The sequence below is a fragment of the Acinetobacter larvae genome (assembly GCF_001704115.1).
GTDB classification, from domain to species: domain Bacteria; phylum Pseudomonadota; class Gammaproteobacteria; order Pseudomonadales; family Moraxellaceae; genus Acinetobacter; species Acinetobacter larvae.
The window spans coordinates 3,244,397-3,265,474 of the sequence record NZ_CP016895.1 but is presented as its reverse complement, the minus strand read 5'-3'; the positions used below and the strand labels follow the sequence as shown (position 1 = coordinate 3,265,474).

The following is a 21,078-nucleotide window of genomic DNA, read 5'->3' as shown; positions in this document are numbered from 1 at the left end:
ATAGATCAGAAATCGCTTAAAAAATATTAAATTGAATCAAAAAGCATGATTTTTTTGAGTCCATGGCTTGCAGTGTTGGACTTAACTTTGTATTATGGCGGCTCGTTACGGTGAGATGGGTGAGTGGCTGAAACCACGTCCCTGCTAAGGACGCATACGGGTAACTGTATCGAGGGTTCGAATCCCTCTCTCACCGCCACTTCTTTTATGATGCGCTCATAGCTCAGCTGGATAGAGCACTTGGCTACGAACTAAGGGGTCGGGAGTTCGAATCTCTCTGAGCGCACCAATCTAAAGAACTGTGAACATAACGCATGCCATTAGGTAACTTAGGCAACAAAGTAACGCGCTCATAGCTCAGCTGGATAGAGCACTTGGCTACGAACTAAGGGGTCGGGAGTTCGAATCTCTCTGAGCGCACCAACTTTGAAAATTAACCGCATTGATTGCGGTTTTTTTGTGCCTGAAAAAAACCTGAAAAAAGTAGATGGCTTGGACATCGGCATAGATTGCTTGACTCTATTTATGGACTTTATCTAAATCTAAATTTATTCACTTTATCTAAATTGATGTATGTGATCTCATCGCATACATCAGGTTGTGTAGTGTAGGAGGATTTTGTTGTTTAATTATCCATTCTCAATAGATTTGCTTAAAACACCAGCATTCAATCGGTTTTCTTGCAAAAAAAACGTTACAACGCTGCGAAAGTACGTATAATGCGCTGCATCAAGTTTACGCGCTCATAGCTCAGCTGGATAGAGCACTTGGCTACGAACTAAGGGGTCGGGAGTTCGAATCTCTCTGAGCGCACCAACTTGAAGAATGAACCGCATCACAATGCGGTTTTTTTGTGTCTAAATTTCAGCTTTTGCGATTGACTACCAGAGATGGAAATAGAAATGGAACTCGAGATGGAAATAGTCACTCTGGGTTGAGGGCAAAAGTGCTAAAGTCGTGTAAGATAATCTACAGTTAAATTTCATTGCTGTAGATGGTTATGACCGACAAGAAAGCCGCATTATCATTACGTTATTATTTAAATTTAGAAGAGTCGCAGGATGGTTTTGCCTTGGCGACTTTTGGTAAAAAGCAGTTGACGCGTTTTATTACCCCCGCAATTAGTATCGGTATTATTATTTGGGGGATTTCCCTCGGTATAGAAGGTGTTGGGCGCTATTATGTTGCCTTGGGGGCATTCTTTTTATTATTACAACTGTTAATGCGCTATTGGTTATTGCCCATGTTATTTAAGCGGCAGTTTGTAAAATATCAGTTTGGCAAAAGCGAACAAGGCATCGATTTATATCAGCACCATGCTGAGCTCTATAATAGTGGTCGTGCCAAAAAAGTCGTGCATTATCATGAGGTCAAAAAGTTCGCTGAAGGTAAACTGACCTATATGCTGGAGCTGAATAATCGCACGGTTGTCGTGGTACCGAAACGTGCTTTTGCATCCTCTGAACAGCAGGATTTATTTAAGCATCGCTTTGCCACTGTTTAGCTATCAAATTTAGCTATTCAATAAATTTAGCCATTAAATAACAGTCTAGCGAAACAGTCTCGTTGTACAAATCTAATAGTACAAATCTAATAGTACAAATCTAGCAGTACAAATCGAGTTATAGCAAACAGTATAGTCATGCAGATCAGGGAGAAATAACAATGACGAGTCCATCGAAAATTATTTGTGTTGGTCGAAACTATGCGGATCACGCCAAAGAGCTGGGAAATGCGATTCCAGATCAAGCGGTGCTGTTTATGAAGCCACCCAGCAGTGTGATTGACTTACAGCGCGGGATTCAATGGAATCCTGTCTGGGGAGACTGTCATTATGAATGTGAATTGTGTTTGCGTATAGACCGCCCCTTGTCGCAAGTTATTGATCCAGAGCAAGCATTGGCGGCAATTGGTGCGGTAACTTTAGGTTTAGATTTAACTTTACGTGATGTGCAAGATCAACTGAAAGCCAAGGGGCAGCCATGGGAGCGCGCCAAAGCCTTTGATGGGTCGTGTGTGCTGGCAGATTGGATTGCTGCGGATGAGATTGTTGACTGGTCAAATGTTGAATATGATTTTGCTGTGAATGGTGTGCGCCGTCAGCATGGTTTAACTGCTGATATGATTTTTGATATTGCAACTTTATTGGTTGAAATTAACCAAGTTTTTTCCTTAGAAGTAGGTGATGTCATCATGACAGGCACACCTGCTGGCGTGGGAGCACTGCAACGTGGTGATCAGCTACAGATGCGCTTAAAGGCTAAATCTCAGGATTTTGTATGGAATACTTTTGTGCTGGCATAGTGGGTTTATGAAGCCTATCTATTCTATAAGCTATTTAAATTGCTCATCGCTTTGCTGGGCAATTTTTTTATGAGCTATGGGTTGTTTTATGTGTTGACTTAAAAATATTTAATATCCTTATACGAGTTGATTACTAAATCTTAATAAAAAGAATATGAATATCCTACTTAATCACTTGGATAAAATTCTTAGTATATTGTTGTAATTTTCATTTAAAAATATTCGCCTAAAATTAACAAAAAGGTTTTCATTACAATGCTTCATCAACTAAATACCGAGATCGCTATTAATGCTCCAGTGCAATGTGTTTGGCAACTTTTAATGGATTTTCAAAATTATAATCAGTGGAATCCCTTTATTCGTCAGATTGAAGGTGATCCTTGGGTGAATGGTAATTTACGCGTTACCATACAGCATACTGTACATCGTCAAACCTCATTTAAAGCAAAAGTATTATCCTGTCGAGAAAATCAAGAATTGTCGTGGCAGGGTAAATTTTTATTTCGTGGTTTATTTGATGGTTTGCATCAATTTAAACTGGAAGCGATCGCAGATAATGCCACTATATTTAAGCAGAGTGAGCAATTCTCGGGTTTATTGGTAAAATATTTTATAGAAGAGTTGGAAGGCATTACTGAGCAAAATTTTGCCCGTATGAATTTGGCTTTAAAAGATAAGGCAGAGGCAATTGCGGCACGTTAAGCCAGATAAGAGCTGTTTTAGTAAAAATACGATCTGTTGCATGGCGCAGCAGATCGTATTTTTGTTTTAAAGCCTAGCGATGGTACTGTTGGGGGGGTGTTGTGCGGCATTGCCGATGGTGGCGCGGCTAATGAGGGTGTTGATGATGAGCTAGCTCAATTTGATTGAGAATATAATCGCTCATATTATGCGCCATTTCTTCTTTGGCATAATACACTTTACCAACATCATCCTGACGAATCAGCTCGGCTTCTTGTTTGCTTTCTGCACAGACCAAAACCTCGATTTTAGGATTGAGTAATTTGGCGGTATCGACAATTTTATGAATATCAATCAAGTCCATTGGCGATAAAATCAATAAACGGGCATGTTGGATATGTGCTTGTATCAAAACACTGGGTTCGGTCGCGCTGCCTGAAACTGCAGGAATATCTTGGGCACGTAAATTTTCTACGATTTCTCGATTTTCCTCCGCAATCACCACCTTAATGCCTTGTGCCATGAGACTGCGTGTGAGGCGACTGCCGACTTCACCATGCCCGACAATCACCACTTGATCACGTAAGTAGTCTTGATCGACTTCATCGGGGAGCATGGCAAGCGGGTCATTGCTACGTTCTAATAGTCGTGCCAAGTGTGAACGTTCACGAATCCATTTTTGTACAGGCTCAACAGCAGAAAATAAGAAGGAGTTAAGTGAGATAGAAAACAGTGCACCCGCTAAAATCAGATTTTGTGCTTCTAAGTCGAGTAAACCTAATGAGAGTCCGAGGGTTGCCAAAATAAAAGAGAATTCACCAATTTGGGCAAGACTGGCGCCAACGGTTAAGGCAGTGTTGATCGGATAGCGGAAAAATAGCACCAAGGCCATGGCAGCAATGGTTTTACCCACCATAATGATGGCAATCACGGCTAAAATGTGTAGCGGTTGTTCCACGATAATCCGCGGATCAAATAGCATGCCGACAGATACAAAAAATAGGATTGAGAAAATTTCTCTGAGCGGCAGGGTTTCCGCTTCTGCGCGATGGCTGAAATCGGATTCTTTGACCACCATACCAGCAAAGAATGCGCCCAGTGCCATAGAGACACCGAAGATGGCATAAGAGCCGTAGGCAATAGACACTGCTGCCGCAACAACCGTTAGGGTAAAGAGTTCACGTGAGCCTAGTCGTGCCACAAACTGCATAATCATGGGGACGAGGCGTTTGCCAATAATGAGCATAAAGGCAATGAAACCACCGACTTTAATCAGTGTCAGACCGAGTGTGAGCCAAACATTTTGTGAGGCATCGTGCCCTTCGGGAGCATGCCCTCCCAGTAGCATGGCTACAGCAGGTAGCAGCACCAAGACTAAAACCATGACCAGATCTTCGACCAAGAGCCAGCCTACTGCAATTTTGCCGTTAATCGAGTCGAGTAAGCCGCGATCGCCCAAGGCTTTGAGTAAGACCACCGTACTGGCACAGGATAAACTGAGCCCAAAGACCAGTGCAGCGCCGACAGACCAGCCCCAATATAGGGCAACGAGCATACCTAAAATAGTTGCAACGGTAATTTGTAAGATTGCACCAGGTAGTGCGATGCGCCTAACTTCAAATAGATCTTTGAGTGAAAAGTGCATTCCGACCCCAAACATCAGGAACATCACGCCCAGTTCAGCCAATTGATTGGCCAGTGTGAGGTCTGCGACTACACCAGGGGTGTTGGGGCTAATCAGTATGCCGGCGATGAGATAGCCGATCAGGGGAGGGAGACGTAGGCGAGCAGCAATATAGCCGAAAACAAGCGCGAGGCCGAAACCAACCGCAAGTAAGATAATTAGATTTACATCATGTGGCACTCAATTCTCCTTGGTGATTGAGGCATTCATCGCACGGATATGCACAAATAGTGCCAATAGGAATGGCTAAATTTTAGCAAGTTCTCTAAATAATTGGCAAAAAAAAACGACTTTTGGAGAAGTCGTTTTTTTTTAAAGCGCTAAAATTATTTGATTTTAGCTTCTTTGAAAATAACGTGTTGGCGGATTTTTGGATCAAATTTTTTGATTTCCATTTTTTCCGGCATAGTGCGTTTGTTCTTGGTAGTAGTGTAAAAATAACCTGTACCAGCAGAAGAAACTAGACGAATCTTATCACGCATTGTACTGACTCCTTAGATCTTTTGACCTTGAGCGCGAAGGTCAGCAACAACCTTTTCAATGCCCAATTTGTCGATAATACGCATACCTTTAGTGGTTAGACGAAGACGTACAAAACGTTTTTCGCTTTCTAACCAGAAACGGTGGTGGTGCAGGTTCGGCTCGAACCGGCGCTTAGTTTTGTTGTTGGCGTGTGAGACGTTGTTACCAACGACTGGACGCTTGCCGGTAACTTGGCAAACCTTAGACATGGTGTAACTCCATTGATTTAGCCAACAGCAAACCTGTTTGGCCAGTCAAAAATAAACGATGATTTCATTTTAGGGGCGTTTTATACCAAAAATACGCTTAAAAGACAAGCGGAATCGGTGAAAAAAGACATGAAACCGTGTAATAGCTCATGCCTTGATCAAGTTAACGCATAAAGGTTTTTTCTAAAAATTTATACAGCGACTCATGATAAGGCGGGAAGATAAACTTTAGAAAGAACACTTTGGGAATAGACATCATCGAACGCGCGTGAGAGAAGCTAAAGAAACCTTCTGGACCGTGATATTTACCCATACCTGACGCACCGACTCCTCCAAAGGGGAGATCATCTTGTGCAGCATGAGTCAAAACGGCATTGAGACCAAAGTGGCCTGAGTGGGTATGCTGTGCGACGTAGTCAGCACGCGTTTGATCAAAGTCGAAATAGTATAACGCAAGTGGTCGCGGTCTTTGATTAATAAACTCGATAACTTCATCAATTTGATCATATTCTAAGATGGGAAGAACTGGTGCAAAAATTTCTTCCTGCATGATTTGCATATCGGCGGTGACATGCAACAGTAATGTTGGCGCGATCTTGCGATGTGCAGCTAAGTCTTCATGTTCGGGGTTAATCTCTATAACCTTGGCGCCTTTTGCTAGAGCATCTTCTAAATAGCCTTGGATTCTCTGATACTGTTTGTTATTGATAATGGCGGTATAGTCTGGATTGTTGGCGAGGTTCGGGTACATTTGTTCAACCATCTCTTGGTAGGCAGAGACAAAATCGTTCACACGACCACGCGGTAAAAATAAATAATCTGGTGCAACACAGGTTTGCCCAGCATTCCATAATTTTCCAAAAGCCAGCCGTTCAGCCACATCCGATAAATCTGTTGAGCTATGTACAATAGCAGGGGACTTACCGCCCAGCTCTAACAGTACAGGGACTAAGTTTTGTGCTGCCGCAGCCATAACGGTTTTACCCACAGTGGTTGAGCCCGTAAAAATAATTTTATCAAATGCTAAATGGCTAAAAGCATCAGAAATCGGCCCTCCATCTGTGACCACAGCAACCAACTCTTCAGGAAAAGCTTCTGCTAATATTTTTGCTAAGAGATGACCAAAGTGTGTCGATGCACTGGAAATTTTGATCATGGCATGATTGCCTGCTGCCAAGGCGCAAATGAGTGGTCCAATCGATAAAAACAGCGGATAGTTCCATGGCGCAATAATACCAATAACCCCCAGCGGTTGATACCGTACCCAAGCCTTGGCGGGTTGATGGATCAGTCCGACGTGACGTTTGGAGGGTTTCATCCATTGACTTAAATGTTTGCTATAGTACTTAATATGCTCTAAGCATGAGAGTAGTTCACCAATTTTGGTTTCAGCAATTGAACGATTGCCGTAGTCGTGATGAATCGCTTTGGCAATATCATCCTGATACTGTACCAGCACCTGTTTTAGTTGTGCTAAACGTTCTAGTCGAACTTTGGCACTGGCGCACGGTTGACGCTGATAGGCCTCTTTTTGTAATTGGAGTAAGTGCTGTAACCGCTGCACTTCGGGAGGAGTTGCGGGGATAGGATTATTATTTGAATGTGTATTCATGATCAGCCCGATAGGGTTAAAGTTAATAATTTATTTTTTAGAGTAAATACTCTAAATAGTCAAGTCACTTCGTGTGATATGTGTGGCAACGGTTTGAAATGGTAGGACGATGGCAGGTACAAAAGTTGTAAAAACCAGAGATCGAATTTTATTGGTCAGTTTAAAACTGTTCAATGAGCGTGGTGAGCGTGCAGTAACCACCAATCATATCGCTGCAGAGTTGGGGATTAGCCCGGGTAATCTTTACTATCACTTTCGGAATAAACAAGAAATTATTCAAGAACTGATGCAGCAGTACCAAAAAGAAACCTTGGCAATGTTGGCATTGCCAGATGATCGTCCTGTCAACGCCAATGATAAAATTCGCTACTTTCAAGTGCTGAGTGGGCAATTGTGGCAGTATCGTTTTTTACATCGAGATGTTTATCATCTTATTGAAAATAATGATAATTTTAGAAAGATATATCCGCGCTTTGCTGGGCAGGTGATGCAACAAGGGCAAAAAATTTATCATGCTTTTGTTGATGCTGGTCTGATGTATATGACCGCGTCAGAGATTGAAGCTTTGATTATCAATATTTGGATTGTACTGACCAATTGGACTAACTTTTTATATATGTCAGGCCATCTGAGTGATTCGAACCATTTAGATGAAAAGTGGGTTTGGCAGGCTTTAAGACAAATGGTGTTTTTGGAAGGTCCGTATTTACGTGGAGAAAGTCGTGCCACCTATGAGCGCTTATTGGAAAGCTTTGGTCATTCTGAATTATTTGCTAGCTTATCGGCACGTTAACTGACTTTTTAATCACAAAAGCAGCAAACATTGCTGCAATGATTCTCAAGCTTAGAAAAACCCTATAGAATACTCTGCTGTTTTTTAACCAATATAGTGATTACAAATTACCATGAATATGACGACTGCCAACACAGCACGTCTCTTGATTACCTGCGAAGATAAACCTGGGATCGTGCAAGCTGTATCGAGCTTTTTGTATCATCAAGGAGCCAATATTACTGCTCTTGATCAATATGCAACAGAAGCTCAAGGCGGGCGCTATTTTATGCGTGTCGAATTTGAGCTAGAGCATTTGCAAAGCCGGAAAGAAAGTTTATTACAAACTTTTGCCGCGAATGTTGCGGAACGTTATGCAATGCAGTGGCGTTTGACTTTGGTGAGCGACATCAAAAAAGTCGGTATTTTGGTTTCTAAAGTCGATCATGCTTTGCTTGAGTTATTATGGCGCCATGCGCGTGGTGGGCTACCATGTGAAATCACAAAAGTCATTTCTAATCATGAAGATTTACGCGAGTCTGTAGAAAATTTTGGTATTCCTTTTGAGGTTGTGCCTGTCAATAAAGACAATAAAGCAGAAGCCTATGCCAAAATTGATGAGTTGATGCAAGGCAATGATCTATTGGTTCTGGCGCGTTATATGCAAATTTTGACAGAAGATTTTGTCAGTAAATGGCCCATGCAAGTGATCAATATTCATCATTCTTTCTTGCCAGCATTTGTTGGGGCAAATCCTTATAAACAAGCCTATGAAAAAGGGGTGAAACTGATTGGTGCTACAGCGCACTACGTCACCACCGAGCTTGATCAAGGTCCGATTATTGAACAAGATGTTGAACGAGTCAGTCACGACTTTACCGTAGAGCAGTTACGTGATCTCGGTCAGGATGTTGAGCGTAACGTATTGGCACGTGCGGTGAAGTGGCATTTGGAAGACCGTATCATTGTTGATGGTCATAAAACCGTCGTGTTCCAATAACCTTTTTGTTGTTTTAATTCATAAGAAGGATCTGCTAAGATCCTTTTTTTTATGGGAGAAATACAAAAAAGATATAAATAACAGTTGCAAATGAAAACACTTCTCATTTATCATTATGCTTTAATTGTCTAACCGAAGAGTCTTATTTGCACATCCACAGTGTTGCAGATTCACTCTGATTTTGGGTACTCGAATTCGTATGAGTCAGTCGTCCGCCACAAGCTTCCAGATTCAATCACCGAACAAAACAGTTATAGCGCTTGCAATTGCAGCCGTCGTGGTCGGCCATATTGGTGTGTTGTGGGGCATAAGCCACATGAAGATTCGTGAGTTAGTCACACCAGATAAACCGCCTGTTAAAGTGCGTTTAATCACAGAAAAAAAACCAGATCTTCCGCCCAAACCGAAAGAACCACCCAAAAAAGCCAAACCACAACCGCCTAAAGAAGTTAAAATTGTAGAAAAGCCGAAGCCTACGCCACCGAAGAAAGTGGAAAAGGTCAAAGCAACCAAGGCTGAAACCCCTAAACAAGTTGAAATTCCAGTGACTGCACCAACGCCGGCACCTGTCGTAGCAACACCCGCGCCAACGCCGGCACCAAGACCCGCTCCAGCCCCTCAAATTTCTTCTCCACCCGCACCAGCTGCACCTCCTGGTCCAGTCAGTGTCAGCGTGGGCAGTGATGGCGTAGCGTGGCGCTTTAAACCGAATTTTAGTTTTGGTAATAAGGAAATTCCTGCTGGTGGTTGTACTGTTTCGTTCACGATCAATGCCAATGAAAAAGGTAAAATTACCAATGCAAGAGTGACCAACAGTACTTGTGATGCCAACATCACCAAGAAAGCAGTGAATGCTATTAACCGAGCTTCATTTAAACCTTATAAAGTAGATGGCGTTGCTACCCCGATTATCGTATCGCAACCCTTTGCTTTAAAGCCGTAATAACCCTAGACGCTAACATTTTAGGAGTTCATCTATGAACTTTTCAGTTTATTGGCAGCATGCTGATGCAGTAAGTAAAACACTGTATTTCGTGCTATTGGCTATGTCTATCGCAACATGGACCATTCTCATTTTGCGTATTATTGGCACACGTCAACTGAAACAAGTGACACAAGCACATCTGGCGCAAGCAATCAATCAATTAAAATCTAAATTAGCGCCTTTAGGGTTTGAACAGCGTAAAGCCGTTGCTGAACAAGCGTTACTTCGTCAAATGGCACTTGAAAAAGCCAGTGCCGAACGTGGTGTTTCTGTTTTAGGAACGATCGCATCATTGGCTCCATTCGTCGGTTTGTTCGGTACAGTCTGGGGGATTTTCCATGCCCTTGTTGCTGTGGGCAAAAGCGGTCAAGCTGGTTTGGCACAAGTGGCAACACCAGTTGGTGAAGCTTTGATCATGACTGGTCTAGGTTTGGCGGTTGCGATTCCTGCGGTTGTGGCGTATAACATTTGCATTCGATTTAATCGTACCCTGACAAATAACTTACAAGATCAAGCACACGGTTTGCTCATTGACACTTTGTTGCAGCAAGATTCTAAACAACAACCTGCTGCTGCAAGCAAAAGTGCAGAGCAATTGGTTGGAGGTCAAGCTTAATGGCATTTCAATTGGGTGAAGACAACGATTCAGGCATGAATGAGATGAACCTCATTCCCTTGATCGACATTATGTTGGTATTGATGATCATCTTCTTGGTCACAGCGACCGTTGCTAACCCATCAGTACCATTAACACTTCCTAAAACCACGGCAGAAATTGTCAAACCACCAGAAAAAGAAGTGTCCATTAGTATTAATGCTGATGGTGATGTCGCTTGGAATGCAGAACCCATTAGCCTAGAAACAGTACAACAACGCTTTATAGAAGAAGGTAAGTCAGAGACTAAGCCTGCGATTCAATTACGTGCCGATAAAGACGCACGTTATGAAACCGTTGCTAAGGTTATGGCATTTGCCAGTACTGCTGGTTTAAATGATATTGCTTTTGTTAGCGAAAACTGATGTCAAAATGCTGATCTGATCAATACTTTAAGTATTAAAAACCCCATTTTAGATGGGGTTTTTTTTGTTGAAATAAGTGTCAACTTATTTTAGGACTAGACAATTGCAAGAATTTGCTTAAGCCGATGTGAGCGGTGCTGTTAAAGCGACTTACTGTGCATCTTCTTTCATAAGCTCTTTGAATTTACTACGTAACTTCATGAGTTTGGGAGGGATCGCAAAATTACAGAACGCTTGTTCTGGATTTTGATTATAAAAATCTTGATGATAGTGTTCAGCAGCATAGAAAGTCGGTACTGGGCTTAGCTCAGTGACAATGTCTAAATCCTGTGCTTTAAGATCTGCGATGTAGTCTGCGGCTTGTTGTTGCTGTACCGCGTTGTAATAGTAGATTACCGAGCGATATTGTGTGCCGACATCATTGCCTTGGCGATTGAGTGTGGTTGGATCATGTGTTGCAAAAAATACGCCCAATAGTTGAGGGTAGCTGATTTGTGTTTCGTCAAAGTCGATCAGAATCACTTCAGCATGGTTGGTATCACCTTTACATACATCTTCATAGGTTGGATTAACGGTTGTACCACCTGCATAACCACTGGTGACTTTTTCTACACCTTTGAGTTGCAAAAATATTGCTTCGACACACCAGAAACAGCCGCCACCAAAAAGAGCTTGTTGCATGTTTGAGAATCCATTGCTTAGCTATTAACGTAGCTATTCACGCGAAAATAAATGTTGTTTCAAGCAAAATACCTATTGAAACATCAAACCCGAGATAATCAGCTTTTACTTGCAGCCTGTTTTACTTAAAGATAAATGCTGATTATCAATAAATAGTATTATATCGCGATCACTTATGGATTGGGAGAGTTTGTCTGAAACTGAAGTAACACATTACCATGTGGGTCCAATAGTCTTAAGTTTTGGTTGTGGACTTGATAACCCGTGACTTTGGCTAAGCGTTGATTGAAGTTTTGCGTTGTTTGTTGTGGGTCTTCACAAAAGATTTTAGTGCTTGCCACAGAGAGTTGTAGGGTTTGACCTTGTACCACATAACCGCCTAATAGACGATTACAACCATCACTACCGGTCAATTGCTGTGTCGGCTCAAAACGTAGGCTCGGGACACTGTGTGCATCGGGAGTGGCTTTAAACTCAGTATTTCCCAGATAACTCAATACCCAGTCTTTATTTTGCAATTGCTCGATATTTTGCAATTGTTGCTTGCTTGGCAGACTATTACAACCTGCCATGAGGAGTAGCGTGCCACATAGGCTGCTGTATAAGATGGTTTTTAACATAGCATTGCTCTGGTTTAAATTTAGTGTGATATATAAACAAAAAATATCGTAACCAGTAAGCCCTATAATGTATAGCATTCAGTTGATGATTAAGCTAAATCGATAAGCATTGCTGAGCTCTGTTGTTACTCAATTGAAGCTATGGGTAATCCTGTACGAATCAGTTTGGAATAATGTTCACTACTCTGATCGGCAAGCTGTTCAAAATTTGCAACACGCGGATTGACGTGCGCATGCTGATACCATTGCTGAATGCTCCAGTGCTGGTCCAGTGCGCCGATGTCATATAGATAATTGGGTAAATAACCGGACAGCAATAAACGATAATCCTTTGGAAAAACATCAGGTTCAATGACACGTGCCATGTCAAAAATAAGTGTGGTGCAGTTACTGCTGACGGTGTTGTACCATTTGGGGCGTTGTGCAAGTTCATCTGCTGCAGCCAGATATTCTAAGAACAGTTCCTGCATGGCAATTTTCGGTGCTTTAATTGGATAGAAATAGACATCTTCTTTGCGGATATTACTGCGGGTATACAAAATATCCTTTTCATCCGCTGCAACAAGGCTGAGTTCAAATTGTCGAAAGAAACCACCTATGGCAGAAAAACTTTCATTTTTTTCTTTACGAATTTCTATTGAGAAGACCAAAGGGCTCTGATCCGCAAAGTCAAAACTGACCAGCGTATGGGCAATTTGCGGTCCCATCCAGTAGGAGGTAATGATATTGATGCCACTGATTTTGTTGAGGTCATAGTGCCGTGTTTCCCAGCGCTGCTGATATTGCTGTTCGCTGGTCCAAGCAAAATTCCGGATATTATGGATAGTCACTTGATTGTCTTGCCGTTCATAGTGTAGAACGCGCGCGACTTCTGGGTTCCAATCACGGTCTTGTTGGGCAGGAATATTGAAGTACCATAACAAACTCAAGGCAAAAAGCATGCTATAAAGCAGCATATCTTTGTTGCGACTGAGCAGCCTTTGTTGCACATAAATGCCCAAAACACTCAGGCTAAAAATCACCCATAACACGATGAGGATTATGCTTGGCCAATAACCGATGGGTTGTTGAATCCATAAGGCAAAGCTAAGCCAGATTGAAGAGCCGATGACAAATAGCGTGAAGCTTAGATGCCATAGCCATTGTGTTAGTCCCAGCAGAAATCGACTTTTTCCAATTTGATGCATCGGTCACTCCCAGCAATGATCTCGTTATGGTGTTGTACTTAAGTGTTTAAATCTTTATTCAATAGATCAATTATTAAAAAATAGCGCGCATAAAACTAGATATTGTAAAACTAGATTGTAAGCCCTTGCGGTTGTGTAAAGAGATTGAGCTACGCGTTTAAACAGAATAGGTGAGCTATACAGTAAAAACAATGCCAATTCGTGGTGAATTGGCATTGTTTAGGCAGATTTCGCATGCTGCTAGGCACATTCTAATGCGCTGAAATCACGTAAGATGACCCGATTGATGGTATTAGCGCTGACGTTGATAGCAGGCAAATTCGAAGCAAATACCAGATTTTGGATCTTGTTGTGATTCACTGTGGGTTTTACTAAATGCTGCGGGTATTTCTGGATAATAGGCATCGCCCTGTACATCTAAGTCAATGTGGGTGAGCTCTAAACGATCAGCCAAGGGCATAGTTTGCTGAAAGATTTCACCACCACCAATGATAAAAATACTGCTGTTTTTACTTGAGGCTTGCACATCTGCAAGTGCCTGTTGCAAAGCTTGTTCAATACTATGTGCAACTTTGGCGCCATTGAATTGCCAGTTCGGATCACGCGTAATCACCCAGTTGACGCGATTGGGCAGGGTGCGTCCCATCGATTCTAAGGTTTTACGTCCCATCACCACCACACCACCTTGCGTAATGGCTTTAAAGTGTTGTAAGTCGGCAGAAATATGCCATGGCAATTGATTGTCTTTGCCAATACAACCTTGACGGTCCATCGCGACAACGTGAACCACTTCTATGGACTGAAAACTCATACCGCCACCGCTGCTTTAATTGCTGGGTGGGATTGATAGTTGATGATTTCAATATCTTCAAATTTAAAATCAAAAATATTATCGATGGCAGGATTGAGCTTGAGCTGACAGAGTGGCATCGGTGTACGACTCAGTTGTAATTTGGCTTGTTCAAAATGGTTGGCATACAAGTGTGTATCCCCCCCAGTCCAGACAAAATCGCCGACTGCCAAGCCGCAGACTTGAGCAATCATATGGGTCAATAATGCATAACTGGCAATGTTAAATGGCACGCCTAAAAAGACATCAGCGCTGCGTTGATAGAGCTGGCAAGAGAGTTTTTGGTCTTGTACAAAAAATTGGAACAAGGTATGGCAAGGCGGTAAAGCGACTTGACCTGCTTCTTGTGGATTCCAGCCAGAAACGATCAAACGACGAGAGTTAGGATTGTTTTTGATTTCATTGACTAACCAAGTAATTTGGTCAAAGCCATCTTGACGGTATGTCCCCGATTCATCTTTGCTCGCAGCAAAATTACGCCATTGATGCCCATATACTGGACCCAGTTCACCCGCAGGACGACCAAAACGCGCAGTTTGCTCAGCTGTTGACCATTCATCCCAGATACTCACCTTGTGATCTTGCAGGTATTTGACGTTGGTATCGCCTTTTAAGAACCACAGTAATTCAATCACAATCGAACGAAAATGTACTTTTTTGGTGGTAAGGAGTGGAAAACCTTGCGCTAAGTCAAAACGCATTTGATGTCCAAATACCGAACGTGTTCCCGTTCCAGTTCGGTCTCCTTTGTCACCACCGTGGTCGAGAATATGTTGTAAAAGGTCAAGATACGTTTGCATAGTAAATTCCAAACTCCGCTGTGTTTTTGTGCGACAAAAAGTAACGCCGCAAGTGCGCGTACGCATATAACTGTTGAAGAGAGCAGTTTATACTAAACTATTGCGCGCAAGAATTAAAAAAAGCATCGACTAAAATAATATTCAGCCAAGACCGCTGGCATCGCCGTGTTGCCATCGGTCTTTCGGTTATAAGCAAGTGATTGCGAATACTTTTGGGGGCGTAGCATACCTTTAAGCCTGATGACGCTGCAAAGCTAATTCAATAAGACGGCTAATCAGCGCTTGATAGCTTAAGCCGCTGGCTTGCCACAGTTGTGGGTACATGCTGATATTGGTAAATCCTGGTAAGGTATTAATTTCATTAACTAGAACTTTTTGATCTTCGGTTAGAAAAACATCAACCCGTGCTAAACCAAAACATGCCAAGGCTTTAAAGGCACGGCGGGCAATGTCTTGAATTTCAGCTTGTGCTGTTGCCGATATTTCTGCGGGAATGCAGGTTTTAGAATGGTTGTTGATATATTTGGCATCGTAGCTATAAAACTGGTCTTGGGTAATGACTTCACCGCAAACACTTGCTTCAGCTGTGATATTACCCAATACAGCACATTCGATTTCACGTCCAATAATCGCTGTTTCAATCAGGACTTTCTCATCGTATGTCAAAGCTTCCTTGAGCGCTTGGCTAAACTCTTCAGCAGTATTGGCTTTACCCACACCCACCGAGGAACCTTCATTGGCCGGTTTGATAAAGACTGGGAGTCCTAGTTGTTGCTGGGCTTGCGCAAATAGCGTATCGACATCATCTTGGGCTGAGGCTAAGAGATAGGGTGCGACAGCAATACCAGCATGTTGTAAGAGTCGTTTGGTGATGTCTTTGTCCATACAGAGGCTAGAGCCCAATACACTACTTCCAACATAAGGAATGTTTAACAGTTCTAATAGACCTTGTAGGCTACCATCTTCACCATTACGTCCATGAACAATTGGAAAGATGACATCGATGATCGGAAGTGCTTGTCCATCTAGACTCAAAAAATCACGGCGACCAGGGTGTAGTGTTAAGACTTTTTTATCTGTTGAAAGTTGAATCAGTTTGGGGTCATTCTCATGTTCAAGATAATGTGCCGGATCACTAAGATACCAAATGCCTTGTTTGTCGATACTGATTAAGCTGAGATCAAAACGATCCCGATCAATTGCTTGAATAATATTTTTAGCAGATTGGAGGGATACTTCATGTTCTGAGGATTTGCCACCGAAGATAATACCAATATTGAGTTTGCTCACGTCCTAGGCTCTCAAAGAAAAATAATCTTAATGCTCAGCATAGCGCTAAATTGGTATGACGCAATCGATTTTTACAGGCTATAGCTCAGAGAATGAAGCCAAGAATATCGTTTAATCTCATTTTTGCACGCTTCGGCTGCGTTGGCTATAAATAGAGAATAACAAAAAGCCCAATAATAGGTAGAGGCATAGCAGTTGTATCGCTAAAAGAGCACAGTGAGGCGGCATGTACAATCGCACTACAGCTAAAATACCGCCAAGATCGCGATGCCGCATATCATTTGTACAGGGCGTGAACAGCGTGGTGAATACCAACAATGCAGCATTTTACTGACCGGTAGACAGCGTAGGCGTCGCCACAGCGTGTGGCTTGCCTAAGATATTTTGACAACTGTTCACATCCTGACATGCTGCAAGATACAGTGCTTTGGGCAAGCTCGCATAAAGATTACTGACATGCTGTTCTTGTGGATGGACAAAAGACCAAAATTGCAAACCTTGTGTGGGGAGCTGCTGGAATGTCTCTATAAACTGTTTTTCATTCTGTTGTTTCTGTGCAAGATCTTGATCAGTTCTTAACTCACTGCTGCCATAGGTGATCATGAGCATGGCTGGTGTTTGATGTGCTTTGGTCGATTTTTGTAGCCACTGCTGTTGGCTGTATGTTAAGGCGTATTGATCGAACCAGAGTGATGGACTCGCAGCAATATAGCGTTGAAAGTGTTGTTGCTCTTGAAAAAACTGCTCCAAGACAAAGAGCCCACCAAAAGAATGTCCATAAAGACTTTGTTGTTGTGGGTTGATATGAAAATCACTTTGAATTTTAGGTTTTAATTCTTGTTCAATAAATTGTGCAAATTGTTGTGCGCCGCCATATTCACGTTCCGGATTACGTTCGATGGGATGTTTGGGTTGCGGGGTATAGTCTTTGGCGCGCGCTGCTACATTGAAAAGTGCCGTATTGGGATAACCAATACTGACAATAACGGTCGGTACAAGTCCCATCCGTGCCGAGCCTTGTGCAAAAGACGCGCCCATTGCACGTGCCGCATCAAAAGTTGCATTACCATCCAGTACATACAGTACAGCATAGCCTTGCGCCGGTGCCGGCGTGCTCGGTTGAGCCACTTGAATAAGGTAGTCTTGTTGTGTGTATTGGGAATGCAGTTGAAATTGACTGGTGCTGGGTAATTGTTGTGGGATTTGTGGACCGCTATGCATAGGTTTTGCAGGAGAGCTAGTCGTTTGGGCGTGGCTAATTGCTGTGGTGAATGCGCTCAGTAGCACAGAACAGAGGACGAGGCGTGCGATCACAAAAAACTCCAAAATACCCAAAGAACAGAATCTTTAAAAACAGAATCTTTAAATCAGTCATTCAAGCTGTTGATGTGGATTGATGACAGATCTATGTTACATCAAATAGACCCAATACGATTTAGAAACCAGCTAGTGGCTGGCTAATAGACGGTTGTAAAGCACAGACAGAGGAGCAATGCTGGCAACAAAGATCGCAATGCCTTGTACACCAAGGATTAATAGTGCTGCTTGTGCTTTGATAAAGATCAAACTTAACAGTAAGGCGATCGGAACCCAGGTACATAAGCGTTGCAATAACATGGGGCTGTGGCGTTGAATGAATTGTTGTTTGGCATAGCGACAGATCACATAGAGCAGAGCCGTTGCCATAAATAGCCCAATACTGTCGAGTGCTAAGGGTTGGCGTAAATACAGCACAGCAATGACAGCAATTAAGGCAATAAATACGATGAATTTATGCAGTGTCGCAATTGTTTTATCGAACCAGAGATCAAGCATGATAAGCAGTAGAACAGCCTGTAAAATGGACTTTACTTTAACACAAATTTAAAAAAGTCTAATCCACATCAATTTAAAAAAACTTTGCAAAATTATGCCGAGCAATGTGGTGTTGCTCGGCATGTATTGTCTTCAATACTCAGGCAATTCGCCACAATACAATGCTGTATTTATGATTTTTGCTGCTGTGGACCCCAGTCAAAAATTTTCTTTTGGTAAGCATAGTAAATCATCCAAATACCGATAAGAATCATGGGGAAAGACAGGAGTTGTCCTTTGGTAACCCAGCCGAATAAAATAAAGCCTTGGTCAACATCGGGTTCACGGAAGAATTCAACCACAAAACGGGCGATACCATAGCCAATTAAGAACACGGCAGACACGGCCATGCGTGGGCGCGGTTTGCTGCTGAACCACCACAGTACAATGAATAATAATAAGCCTTCGCCGAATGCTTGATACAGTTGAGATGGATGACGGACCAGTTGTAATGGATCTGTTGGGAAGATCATACCCAGTGCAAAATTGGGGTCACTGACGGCACGACCATACAGCTCACCACCAATAAAGTTACCAAAACGACCAAACATCAAGCCAGTAGGGACACAAGGCGCAATGAAGTCCAAGGTTTCGAACCAAGTTTTTTTGTATTTATGACACCAAAATAGCATGGCACACATCACACCGAGGAAGCCGCCATGGAAGCTCATTCCTCCAGTCCAGACTTGGAATAGCCAGAGTGGATCACTGAGGAATTTACTGAATTCATAGAAAAAAACATAGCCGAGTCGACCACCGATAACCACCCCCATGGCACCGTAGAAGACCAGATCGGACACCATTTCGGCATTCCAGTTCCCGCGTTGTTTAGCACGATAATTGGCAAGCCCCCACGCCCCTAAAAAGGCGAGCAGATACATGATGCCGTACCAATGCACATTGACGGGCCCCAAAGACAAAGCAACAGGATCTATATTGGGATAGGTCAGCATTGCTGTTCCTCGTAGCAAAATTTTGCATAGATTTTAGCTGAATGTGACTAAAAATGTTGTACATTCAATGTGTAATATTAGCAAGTGACGTATTATGTGTATTTTGGCATTGGCTTGGCAGTTGTTCGATGATATGCCTTTAGCTTTGATTTCCAATCGTGATGAGTTTTATCAACGTCCAAGCAGGGCATTGATGGCATGGGCAGATTCTCCAATTTTTGCTGGGAAAGATTTGCAGTCTGGTGGCAGTTGGATGGGGGTGAGCCAGACAGGACGCTGGGCGATACTCACCAATTATCGTGATGGACGTGAGCAACAGTCTTATTTAACATCGCGTGGGCAGATTATTGCAGATTATTTGCAAGGTGAGGACTCACCTTTACACTATGCGCGCGCATTGCAACAACGGCAGTGTGATTATGCCGGTTTTAATCTTTTACTCGGGACGCGTGAACAAGCGGTTTATATGAATAATCGTGGTGATGCACCCACTTTGCTGGCAGCCGGTGCCTATGTGTTGTCCAATACGGGATTGTATGAGTACTGGGATAAAACTGCACGGTTGCGTAAACGCTTTACCCAAGAGCTATTGCCTTTGTTGCAACAAAAAATACAGCAATACAGGTTGCGAGTCCCTCGTGCATACGAAGCAAAGCCATTAGCACTTTGGCAAGGCAGCAGAAGTCTTTTAAGTACACAACAGTTGTCCTTAGTACACGCGCTTGGTTCAGATGTTGATGTGCTCAGTACAAGCTGGGATATCTTGCAAGATCAACGACAGACTGAGCTGCAATGCTTGCCTGATACTGGGATTGCGCGCGACATGGAGCAGTTATTATCGGCAATTTTTATACGCAGTCCGGTTTATGGTACCCGTTGTTCTAACTTACTCTTGTTGGGGCATAGGCAGGGTTTTTGGTTGGAAAAACAACAGCAGGGCGAGTGTCAGGGGCAGATTAAGCAACAAAATATCGTATTCAATGCATGTGTTGCCGGTCATAAATGCGTATGATTTTATTTGAATTTAATCTTCTAGCATGGTCTGAGTAAATAACGTGTCATTTTTATTTCCGATTGCATCTTTATTGATTGGTTTAGTGCTGGCACACATGCCTGCTGCCATGTGGTTGCGTAGCGTTTTGGCAAAAGTGCTGGCACGTTGTTTGATCCCTGTGGTGATTATTTATAATGTGGTGTTTTATCAGCCTGGTAGTCTGAGCCTAATGCTGTTTAGTATTGCCACGGCTGTGCTGCTTTATATCAGCTTTCGGCTGTTACGTGGTGATCGTTTACAAGCACTGTGTTTTAGCTATACCAATATTGGTTGGTTGGGCTTTCCCTTGGCGATAGCAATGTTTGGTGCAGAAGTTAGTGCTGCAATGATTGCGCTTTATATCGGTGGGTCTATTTTTGGCAATATTTGGTCGGTCAGTGCGGTAAGCCATCAAAAGCCCGATTTTAAACAAAGCGTGCAAAAAGTTTTATGTTCCCCACCGCTATTGGCATTACTCATCGCGCTCTTATTATATGTTGTACAGTTTCAGCATTGGGCTCATCTGCAATGGGTCAATTTGCTCTATAGCCTTGCTAAAACGGCGATGAGCTTTGCTGGAATGTGTGTATTGGGGATGTGGTTGGCGCCAACACGGGTGCAGTATCATGACTTACAGCGTGCCGCTAAGACTTTAGCCTTTAAAATGTTGTGTGGTGTGGTGATTTGTAGTTTGGCGTATCGCTTTTTAAATGTAGCGTTTATTCAACAGCATATTGCAGTTATTTTTCTGATTTTTTGCTTGCCACCTGCTGCGAATATTGTTGCATTAGAAACACACTATCAGGGAACCGGAGTATCTGCCAAATATATTGCCGCAGGCACGATGGTGAGTATGGTGGGCTGTGCGTTTTATGCACTTGCACTTTATATTTTTCAAGATGCCAGTTGGCTCAAAGCCTGGGTCTAGGTCAGCAATTGACCTCAACCCAAGCATCGCTTAGCACCTTAAACCATTAATTATAAAAAGTTAATTGTAAACAGTTGGTTGTAAACACTTAAT

At 42.7% G+C, this 21,078-nt stretch carries 23 protein-coding genes and 4 tRNA genes; 14 read left to right on the top strand and 13 right to left on the bottom strand.

What is annotated here, in order from left to right; translation table 11 throughout:
* Positions 1 to 109: 109 nt before the first annotated feature.
* The 7 genes from BFG52_RS14475 (at position 110) to BFG52_RS14445 (ending at position 3,006) form a co-directional block, all read left to right on the top strand.
* Positions 110 to 199, top strand: a tRNA-Ser gene (locus tag BFG52_RS14475).
* A 13-nt stretch (positions 200 to 212) separates the two neighbouring features.
* Positions 213 to 289, top strand: a tRNA-Arg gene (locus BFG52_RS14470).
* 57 nt (positions 290 to 346) lie between these two features.
* A tRNA-Arg gene (locus BFG52_RS14465) sits at positions 347 to 423 on the top strand.
* A gap of 316 nt (positions 424 to 739) precedes the next feature.
* Positions 740 to 816, top strand: a tRNA-Arg gene (locus tag BFG52_RS14460).
* Between the two features lie 184 nt (positions 817 to 1,000).
* Positions 1,001 to 1,504 carry a YcxB family protein gene (locus BFG52_RS14455; RefSeq protein ID WP_067559609.1) on the top strand — a complete coding sequence of 168 codons (504 nt, stop codon included), beginning with the start codon at positions 1,001 to 1,003 and terminating at the stop codon, positions 1,502 to 1,504.
* Positions 1,505 to 1,665: 161 nt separating this feature from the next.
* Positions 1,666 to 2,304 carry a fumarylacetoacetate hydrolase family protein gene (locus tag BFG52_RS14450; protein ID WP_067557771.1) on the top strand — a complete coding sequence of 213 codons (639 nt, stop codon included), beginning with the start codon at positions 1,666 to 1,668 and terminating at the stop codon, positions 2,302 to 2,304.
* Between the two features lie 255 nt (positions 2,305 to 2,559).
* Positions 2,560 to 3,006 carry an SRPBCC domain-containing protein gene (locus BFG52_RS14445; protein WP_067557768.1) on the top strand — a complete coding sequence of 149 codons (447 nt, stop codon included), beginning with the start codon at positions 2,560 to 2,562 and terminating at the stop codon, positions 3,004 to 3,006.
* Positions 3,007 to 3,133: 127 nt separating this feature from the next.
* Here BFG52_RS14445 and BFG52_RS14440 read toward each other — a convergent pair whose 3' ends face one another.
* The 4 genes from BFG52_RS14440 to BFG52_RS14425 form a co-directional block, all read right to left on the bottom strand.
* A complete protein-coding gene (locus tag BFG52_RS14440) occupies positions 3,134 to 4,849 on the bottom strand; it encodes a cation:proton antiporter (protein ID WP_067557765.1) in 1,716 nt (571 codons plus the stop codon).
* A gap of 146 nt (positions 4,850 to 4,995) precedes the next feature.
* Entirely contained in the window at positions 4,996 to 5,151 is a 156-nt protein-coding gene (rpmG, locus tag BFG52_RS14435; RefSeq protein ID WP_001205031.1) for a 50S ribosomal protein L33, read from the bottom strand.
* Between the two features lie 12 nt (positions 5,152 to 5,163).
* Positions 5,164 to 5,400, bottom strand: coding sequence for a 50S ribosomal protein L28 (rpmB, locus tag BFG52_RS14430; RefSeq protein WP_000048256.1), 237 nt, complete (start codon positions 5,398 to 5,400; stop codon positions 5,164 to 5,166).
* A gap of 163 nt (positions 5,401 to 5,563) precedes the next feature.
* Entirely contained in the window at positions 5,564 to 7,012 is a 1,449-nt protein-coding gene (locus BFG52_RS14425) for a coniferyl aldehyde dehydrogenase (protein WP_067557762.1), read from the bottom strand.
* Positions 7,013 to 7,121: 109 nt separating this feature from the next.
* Here BFG52_RS14425 and BFG52_RS14420 point away from each other — a divergent pair, with 109 nt between their 5' ends.
* From BFG52_RS14420 to BFG52_RS14400, 5 genes are all read left to right on the top strand, one after another.
* Entirely contained in the window at positions 7,122 to 7,805 is a 684-nt protein-coding gene (locus BFG52_RS14420) for a TetR/AcrR family transcriptional regulator (protein WP_067557759.1), read from the top strand.
* A 112-nt stretch (positions 7,806 to 7,917) separates the two neighbouring features.
* The gene (purU, locus tag BFG52_RS14415) at positions 7,918 to 8,784 is read left to right on the top strand and encodes a formyltetrahydrofolate deformylase (RefSeq protein WP_067557756.1); all 867 of its coding nucleotides are present in this window, start codon (positions 7,918 to 7,920) and stop codon (positions 8,782 to 8,784) included.
* A 199-nt stretch (positions 8,785 to 8,983) separates the two neighbouring features.
* Positions 8,984 to 9,727: an energy transducer TonB gene (locus tag BFG52_RS14410; protein ID WP_067557754.1), complete on the top strand. Its 744-nt coding sequence runs from the start codon at positions 8,984 to 8,986 to the stop codon at positions 9,725 to 9,727.
* A gap of 34 nt (positions 9,728 to 9,761) precedes the next feature.
* Positions 9,762 to 10,385, top strand: coding sequence for a MotA/TolQ/ExbB proton channel family protein (locus BFG52_RS14405; RefSeq protein WP_067557751.1), 624 nt, complete (start codon positions 9,762 to 9,764; stop codon positions 10,383 to 10,385).
* Positions 10,385 to 10,789, top strand: coding sequence for an ExbD/TolR family protein (locus BFG52_RS14400; protein ID WP_067557749.1), 405 nt, complete (start codon positions 10,385 to 10,387; stop codon positions 10,787 to 10,789). The genes BFG52_RS14405 and BFG52_RS14400 overlap by 1 nt, the downstream gene beginning before the upstream one ends.
* Positions 10,790 to 10,939: 150 nt before the next feature.
* Here BFG52_RS14400 and msrA read toward each other — a convergent pair whose 3' ends face one another.
* The 9 genes from msrA to lgt all read right to left on the bottom strand — a co-directional run bounded on the left by msrA (position 10,940) and on the right by lgt (position 19,024).
* Positions 10,940 to 11,470: a peptide-methionine (S)-S-oxide reductase MsrA gene (gene msrA / locus BFG52_RS14395; RefSeq protein ID WP_067557746.1), complete on the bottom strand. Its 531-nt coding sequence runs from the start codon at positions 11,468 to 11,470 to the stop codon at positions 10,940 to 10,942.
* A 173-nt stretch (positions 11,471 to 11,643) separates the two neighbouring features.
* Positions 11,644 to 12,090, bottom strand: a complete 447-nt coding sequence (locus tag BFG52_RS14390) for an META domain-containing protein (RefSeq protein ID WP_067557743.1) — start codon at positions 12,088 to 12,090, stop codon at positions 11,644 to 11,646.
* Between the two features lie 125 nt (positions 12,091 to 12,215).
* Positions 12,216 to 13,277 carry an Lnb N-terminal periplasmic domain-containing protein gene (locus BFG52_RS14385; protein WP_067557740.1) on the bottom strand — a complete coding sequence of 354 codons (1,062 nt, stop codon included), beginning with the start codon at positions 13,275 to 13,277 and terminating at the stop codon, positions 12,216 to 12,218.
* 292 nt (positions 13,278 to 13,569) lie between these two features.
* On the bottom strand, positions 13,570 to 14,088 hold the full coding sequence (locus tag BFG52_RS14380) for a dihydrofolate reductase (RefSeq protein ID WP_067557738.1): 519 nt from the start codon (positions 14,086 to 14,088) through the stop codon (positions 13,570 to 13,572).
* A complete protein-coding gene (gene thyA / locus BFG52_RS14375; protein WP_067557735.1) occupies positions 14,085 to 14,927 on the bottom strand; it encodes a thymidylate synthase in 843 nt (280 codons plus the stop codon). The genes BFG52_RS14380 and thyA overlap by 4 nt, the downstream gene beginning before the upstream one ends.
* Positions 14,928 to 15,158: 231 nt before the next feature.
* The gene (ddlA, locus tag BFG52_RS14370; RefSeq protein WP_067557732.1) at positions 15,159 to 16,217 is read right to left on the bottom strand and encodes a D-alanine--D-alanine ligase; all 1,059 of its coding nucleotides are present in this window, start codon (positions 16,215 to 16,217) and stop codon (positions 15,159 to 15,161) included.
* A 327-nt stretch (positions 16,218 to 16,544) separates the two neighbouring features.
* Positions 16,545 to 17,531: an alpha/beta hydrolase gene (locus BFG52_RS14365; protein ID WP_157758121.1), complete on the bottom strand. Its 987-nt coding sequence runs from the start codon at positions 17,529 to 17,531 to the stop codon at positions 16,545 to 16,547.
* Between the two features lie 132 nt (positions 17,532 to 17,663).
* A complete protein-coding gene (locus tag BFG52_RS14360) occupies positions 17,664 to 18,032 on the bottom strand; it encodes a hypothetical protein (RefSeq protein WP_067557729.1) in 369 nt (122 codons plus the stop codon).
* A gap of 170 nt (positions 18,033 to 18,202) precedes the next feature.
* Complete coding sequence (gene lgt, locus BFG52_RS14355) at positions 18,203 to 19,024, bottom strand: prolipoprotein diacylglyceryl transferase (protein WP_067557726.1); 822 nt, start codon at positions 19,022 to 19,024, stop codon at positions 18,203 to 18,205.
* A gap of 94 nt (positions 19,025 to 19,118) precedes the next feature.
* Here lgt and BFG52_RS14350 point away from each other — a divergent pair, with 94 nt between their 5' ends.
* Both BFG52_RS14350 and BFG52_RS14345 read left to right on the top strand, forming a co-directional pair.
* Positions 19,119 to 20,036, top strand: coding sequence for an NRDE family protein (locus tag BFG52_RS14350; RefSeq protein WP_067557722.1), 918 nt, complete (start codon positions 19,119 to 19,121; stop codon positions 20,034 to 20,036).
* Positions 20,037 to 20,079: 43 nt separating this feature from the next.
* Entirely contained in the window at positions 20,080 to 20,985 is a 906-nt protein-coding gene (locus BFG52_RS14345; RefSeq protein WP_067557720.1) for an AEC family transporter, read from the top strand.
* Positions 20,986 to 21,078: the final 93 nt, after the last annotated feature.

Bases quoted from the DNA above. Each gene is read 5' to 3' on its own strand.
- BFG52_RS14450 (WP_067557771.1), top strand. From the start codon at position 1,666: ATGACGAGTCCATCGAAAATTATTTGTGTTGGTCGAAACTATGCGGAT.
- BFG52_RS14405 (WP_067557751.1), top strand. From the start codon at position 9,762: ATGAACTTTTCAGTTTATTGGCAGCATGCTGATGCAGTAAGTAAAACA.
- BFG52_RS14400 (WP_067557749.1), top strand. From the start codon at position 10,385: ATGGCATTTCAATTGGGTGAAGACAACGATTCAGGCATGAATGAGATG.
- BFG52_RS14390 (WP_067557743.1), bottom strand. From the start codon at position 12,090: ATGTTAAAAACCATCTTATACAGCAGCCTATGTGGCACGCTACTCCTC.
- thyA (WP_067557735.1), bottom strand. From the start codon at position 14,927: ATGCAAACGTATCTTGACCTTTTACAACATATTCTCGACCACGGTGGT.
- lgt (WP_067557726.1), bottom strand. From the start codon at position 19,024: ATGCTGACCTATCCCAATATAGATCCTGTTGCTTTGTCTTTGGGGCCC.
- BFG52_RS14350 (WP_067557722.1), top strand. From the start codon at position 19,119: ATGTGTATTTTGGCATTGGCTTGGCAGTTGTTCGATGATATGCCTTTA.
- BFG52_RS14385 (WP_067557740.1), bottom strand. From the start codon at position 13,277: ATGCATCAAATTGGAAAAAGTCGATTTCTGCTGGGACTAACACAATGG.
- BFG52_RS14420 (WP_067557759.1), top strand. From the start codon at position 7,122: ATGGCAGGTACAAAAGTTGTAAAAACCAGAGATCGAATTTTATTGGTC.
- purU (WP_067557756.1), top strand. From the start codon at position 7,918: ATGAATATGACGACTGCCAACACAGCACGTCTCTTGATTACCTGCGAA.
- BFG52_RS14360 (WP_067557729.1), bottom strand. From the start codon at position 18,032: ATGCTTGATCTCTGGTTCGATAAAACAATTGCGACACTGCATAAATTC.
- BFG52_RS14425 (WP_067557762.1), bottom strand. From the start codon at position 7,012: ATGAATACACATTCAAATAATAATCCTATCCCCGCAACTCCTCCCGAA.
- msrA (WP_067557746.1), bottom strand. From the start codon at position 11,470: ATGCAACAAGCTCTTTTTGGTGGCGGCTGTTTCTGGTGTGTCGAAGCA.
- rpmG (WP_001205031.1), bottom strand. From the start codon at position 5,151: ATGCGTGATAAGATTCGTCTAGTTTCTTCTGCTGGTACAGGTTATTTT.
- BFG52_RS14455 (WP_067559609.1), top strand. From the start codon at position 1,001: ATGACCGACAAGAAAGCCGCATTATCATTACGTTATTATTTAAATTTA.
- BFG52_RS14445 (WP_067557768.1), top strand. From the start codon at position 2,560: ATGCTTCATCAACTAAATACCGAGATCGCTATTAATGCTCCAGTGCAA.
- BFG52_RS14380 (WP_067557738.1), bottom strand. From the start codon at position 14,088: ATGAGTTTTCAGTCCATAGAAGTGGTTCACGTTGTCGCGATGGACCGT.
- rpmB (WP_000048256.1), bottom strand. From the start codon at position 5,400: ATGTCTAAGGTTTGCCAAGTTACCGGCAAGCGTCCAGTCGTTGGTAAC.
- BFG52_RS14410 (WP_067557754.1), top strand. From the start codon at position 8,984: ATGAGTCAGTCGTCCGCCACAAGCTTCCAGATTCAATCACCGAACAAA.